This window comes from Pseudomonas sp. 22085 (assembly GCF_052045815.1).
GTDB lineage: Bacteria > Pseudomonadota > Gammaproteobacteria > Pseudomonadales > Pseudomonadaceae > Aquipseudomonas > Aquipseudomonas glycinae.
Genome location: NZ_JBQEQA010000005.1, coordinates 1 through 3,078, shown reverse-complemented (window position 1 = coordinate 3,078; position 3,078 = coordinate 1). Strand labels below are relative to the sequence as shown.

The following is a 3,078-nucleotide window of genomic DNA, read 5'->3' as shown; positions in this document are numbered from 1 at the left end:
TCTACAGATTGCTTGGGTGTTATATGGTCAAGCCTCACGGGCAATTAGTATTGGTTAGCTCAACGCCTCACAGCGCTTACACACCCAACCTATCAACGTCGTAGTCTTCGACGGCCCTTCAGGGAACTCAAGGTTCCAGTGAGATCTCATCTTGAGGCAAGTTTCCCGCTTAGATGCTTTCAGCGGTTATCTTTCCCGAACATAGCTACCCGGCAATGCCACTGGCGTGACAACCGGAACACCAGAGGTTCGTCCACTCCGGTCCTCTCGTACTAGGAGCAGCCCCTCTCAAATCTCAAACGTCCACGGCAGATAGGGACCGAACTGTCTCACGACGTTCTAAACCCAGCTCGCGTACCACTTTAAATGGCGAACAGCCATACCCTTGGGACCGGCTTCAGCCCCAGGATGTGATGAGCCGACATCGAGGTGCCAAACACCGCCGTCGATATGAACTCTTGGGCGGTATCAGCCTGTTATCCCCGGAGTACCTTTTATCCGTTGAGCGATGGCCCTTCCATACAGAACCACCGGATCACTAAGACCTACTTTCGTACCTGCTCGACGTGTCTGTCTCGCAGTCAAGCGCGCTTTTGCCTTTATACTCTACGACCGATTTCCGACCGGTCTGAGCGCACCTTCGTACTCCTCCGTTACTCTTTAGGAGGAGACCGCCCCAGTCAAACTACCCACCATACACTGTCCTCGATCCGGATAACGGACCTGAGTTAGAACCTCAAAGTTGCCAGGGTGGTATTTCAAGGATGGCTCCACGCGAACTGGCGTCCACGCTTCAAAGCCTCCCACCTATCCTACACAAGCAAATTCAAAGTCCAGTGCAAAGCTATAGTAAAGGTTCACGGGGTCTTTCCGTCTAGCCGCGGATACACTGCATCTTCACAGCGATTTCAATTTCACTGAGTCTCGGGTGGAGACAGCGCCGCCATCGTTACGCCATTCGTGCAGGTCGGAACTTACCCGACAAGGAATTTCGCTACCTTAGGACCGTTATAGTTACGGCCGCCGTTTACCGGGGCTTCGATCAAGAGCTTCGCGTTAGCTAACCCCATCAATTAACCTTCCGGCACCGGGCAGGCGTCACACCCTATACGTCCACTTTCGTGTTTGCAGAGTGCTGTGTTTTTAATAAACAGTCGCAGCGGCCTGGTATCTTCGACCGGCGTGGGCTTACGCAGCAAGTGCTTCACCCTCACCGGCGCACCTTCTCCCGAAGTTACGGTGCCATTTTGCCTAGTTCCTTCACCCGAGTTCTCTCAAGCGCCTTGGTATTCTCTACCCAACCACCTGTGTCGGTTTGGGGTACGGTTCCTGGTTATCTGAAGCTTAGAAGCTTTTCTTGGAAGCATGGCATCAACCACTTCGTCGCCTAAAGGCAACTCGTCATCAGCTCTCGGCCTTGAAACCCCGGATTTACCTAAGATTTCAGCCTACCACCTTAAACTTGGACAACCAACGCCAAGCTGGCCTAGCCTTCTCCGTCCCTCCATCGCAATAACCAGAAGTACAGGAATATTAACCTGTTTTCCATCGACTACGCTTTTCAGCCTCGCCTTAGGGACCGACTAACCCTGCGTCGATTAACGTTGCGCAGGAAACCTTGGTCTTTCGGCGTGGGTGTTTTTCACACCCATTGTCGTTACTCATGTCAGCATTCGCACTTCTGATACCTCCAGCAAGCTTCTCAACTCACCTTCACAGGCTTACAGAACGCTCCTCTACCGCATCACTTGCGTGATACCCGTAGCTTCGGTGTATGGTTTGAGCCCCGTTACATCTTCCGCGCAGGCCGACTCGACTAGTGAGCTATTACGCTTTCTTTAAAGGGTGGCTGCTTCTAAGCCAACCTCCTAGCTGTCTAAGCCTTCCCACATCGTTTCCCACTTAACCATAACTTTGGGACCTTAGCTGACGGTCTGGGTTGTTTCCCTTTTCACGACGGACGTTAGCACCCGCCGTGTGTCTCCCATGCTCGGCACTTGTAGGTATTCGGAGTTTGCATCGGTTTGGTAAGTCGGGATGACCCCCTAGCCGAAACAGTGCTCTACCCCCTACAGTGATACATGAGGCGCTACCTAAATAGCTTTCGAGGAGAACCAGCTATCTCCGAGCTTGATTAGCCTTTCACTCCGATCCACAGGTCATCCGCTAACTTTTCAACGGTAGTCGGTTCGGTCCTCCAGTCAGTGTTACCTAACCTTCAACCTGCCCATGGATAGATCGCCCGGTTTCGGGTCTATTCCCAGCGACTAGACGCCCTATTAAGACTCGCTTTCGCTACGCCTCCCCTATTCGGTTAAGCTCGCCACTGAAAATAAGTCGCTGACCCATTATACAAAAGGTACGCAGTCACAGAACAAAGTCTGCTCCCACTGCTTGTACGCATACGGTTTCAGGATCTATTTCACTCCCCTCTCCGGGGTTCTTTTCGCCTTTCCCTCACGGTACTAGTTCACTATCGGTCAGTCAGTAGTATTTAGCCTTGGAGGATGGTCCCCCCATATTCAGACAAAGTTTCTCGTGCTCCGTCCTACTCGATTTCATGACTAAGAGACTTTCGCGTACAGGGCTATCACCCACTATGGCCGCACTTTCCAGAGCGTTCCGCTAATCTCAAAGCCACTTAAGGGCTAGTCCCCGTTCGCTCGCCACTACTAAGGGAATCTCGGTTGATTTCTTTTCCTCAGGGTACTTAGATGTTTCAGTTCCCCTGGTTCGCCTCTTGCACCTATGTATTCAGTACAAGATAACCATCTTGTGATGGCTGGGTTCCCCCATTCAGACATCTCCGGATCAAAGTCTGTTTGCCGACTCCCCGAAGCTTTTCGCAGGCTACCACGTCTTTCATCGCCTCTGACTGCCAAGGCATCCACCGTATGCGCTTCTTCACTTGACCATATAACCCCAAGCAATCTGGTTATACTGTGAAGACGACATTCGCCGAAAATTCGAATTTCTCAACTAAGAGAACTCACAAATTTTACCTTAGCCTGATCCGTTACCAGTGAAAGTAACGTTCAGTCTATCTTTCTATCACATACCCAAATTTTTAAAGAACGA

1 rRNA gene is annotated in these 3,078 nt (G+C 51.3%); it reads right to left on the bottom strand.

The window, feature by feature from the left end:
- Window positions 1-23: 23 nt before the first annotated feature.
- Window positions 24-2,914, bottom strand: a 23S ribosomal RNA gene (locus ACTJK7_RS06915).
- Window positions 2,915-3,078: the final 164 nt, after the last annotated feature.